This window comes from Chloroflexota bacterium (assembly GCA_018648225.1).
GTDB lineage: Bacteria > Chloroflexota > Anaerolineae > Anaerolineales > UBA11858 > NIOZ-UU35.
The window spans coordinates 1-1,955 of record JABGRQ010000024.1 but is presented as its reverse complement, the minus strand read 5'-3'; the positions used below and the strand labels follow the sequence as shown (position 1 = coordinate 1,955).

General features: G+C 49.0%; 2 protein-coding genes. One reads left to right on the top strand and one right to left on the bottom strand.

Annotated elements, in window-relative coordinates:
• Positions 1 to 708 (top strand): site-specific integrase (locus HN413_00675; protein MBT3388903.1); only part of this gene is annotated, 708 nt, incomplete at its 5' end.
• 114 nt (positions 709 to 822) lie between these two features.
• On the opposite strand, the gene HN413_00670 is transcribed toward HN413_00675, so the two are convergent.
• Entirely contained in the window at positions 823 to 1,818 is a 996-nt protein-coding gene (locus HN413_00670; protein MBT3388902.1) for a tyrosine-type recombinase/integrase, read from the bottom strand.
• Between the last annotated feature and the right edge of the window lie 137 nt (positions 1,819 to 1,955).

Below are 1,955 nucleotides of genomic sequence, written 5' to 3'. Positions count from 1 at the left end.
GAAGCTATTCTTTTGGCCACTCTGCCAGGCGAGAAGGGAGACTTAGCACATTGGCGGGATCGGGCAGCCGTAGCCCGCTTATTCTTGACCGGCGAACGGGCCGGAGCTTTCGTATCCTCCCCCATTGAAGCGATCGATTTCCAGGAGCTTTTAGTTCATCAGTGGCCAGAACTGGGTGTAAAAACGAAAAATGGCAAACGAGCCATAACCTATCTCATCCACATTCCCGAATTACTCAAAGTAGCCCGATCCTGGGATGAATTCGTGCGCAGCCAATTGGCCGTAAATGCGCCGTGGTACACCCCAATTAAAAGTCACTGGGGAGAACAAACCCTATCCTTGGACAATCCAGGAAAAAATCGCAGCCAAGCTCTAAATCGACGGTTGCGCCTTTTGTTTGAACAGGCTGGATTACCCTACAAATCAGCACACAAGTTTCGCCACGGGAACGCCGTCTATGGATTGCTGCACGCACGCACTGCAGCGGATTACAAGGCTGTTTCAATGAATTTGATGCATAACGATCTACAGATCACAGATAGCATTTATGCGCCCATGCTGAGTAACGATGTTCGCCAACGTATTACCAACTTGACAACCCAGCCAATTAATCAACCAGATGATGAATTGCTGGCCATGGTCAACCAACTGTCAAATGCAGAGTTATCAAAAGTAATACATATCGCTGCGGAACGATTGGCGGCGTAGGGTGATCAAAATGCAGAGTGCTTCAGGCATCACGATCGACCTGATGATTGATAATATCGAAGAAAAAACATCATGTGGCTACTTGGGGCGGTAGCCACATGATGTTTAGCTTATTTATAGTCGCCAATTATCGGCTGGGCTGGCTTTGCGGTGAGCCTTGGCAATATCGACCTCAGCGATTTGTGCATAATGGCGCACCATATCCAAAGTGCTGTGGCCAAGCAAAGCTTGCAATGTAAAAACATCGCCACCGGAGCGCAAATATGTGATAGCAAAAGTATGGCGAAATTTATGAGGATACGCATTTTTAACATCTGCTCGTTCAGCAATGCTCTGAATCAACTGACGCAGCGCATTGGGATTGAAGGGACGCTCGTGATGGGTGAGAAAAACAGGAGCATCAGGATCATTACCATCTTCTCGTTCCGCAAGATAGCGCCACAATGCCCGTCGGGCAACTTTGCCCAGGAAGACTGTGCGCCCTTTCCCGCCTTTGGCACCACCAATCACGCCATGCTTAACTTCAACCCGACCAGTCTTCTGGTCAATATTTCCAATCAGCAATTTGCACAACTCCATTGCTCGCAAACCTGTATCCAGCAGAATCAGGATTATTGCCTGATCGCGATGACGGTTAGGCAAACGCATCACGAAACTTCTCCGGTTGCCAGGGTGCGCTTCGCGTGAGCAAGTACAAACTTTTAGCATGTGTTGTACTTCATCCTGTGTGAGCGGAGAGATAGGAACTTTATTAATGCGCGGAGCCGGAACATCCTTCATGATATTCGGCAACTGCAATTCTCGTGCAGCCCAGGAATAGAAGGATGATAATGTCACCCAGACATTGCGCAGGGTTTTGGGGGATAGGGGATGAGTTTTTCCGCTGAAGCGACGTGGGGTATATTCATTGCGCAGCCAGTTTATATACGTAATAATATTCTGGCTGGTGACCTGGTCAATCTCTCGATCGCCAATATATTCCACCCATTTATTGAGCAGGCGCTCATGCGAATAGAGCGTGCGCTGCGCCAATCCTTCGGCTGTTTTGTAGTTGATGAACCCGGGAATAACCTTACTAAGCAACAACGAGCCCGATGGTTTACGGTTCATGACAAATTCCTCCGTCGTGTAGGTTTTGCCAACCGGTCACCTTCGGGCCAAACGAAAAACCATAGCCCGACGAGCTATGGTTTGGTCAAAGTAGCGGGGACAGGACTCGAACCTGTGACCTTCGGGTTATGAGCCCG

What these genes read in the sequence shown, in the direction of transcription:
- HN413_00670 (MBT3388902.1), bottom strand. Translation starts at nt 1,818, where the DNA reads ATGAACCGTAAACCATCGGGCTCGTTGTTGCTTAGTAAGGTTATTCCC.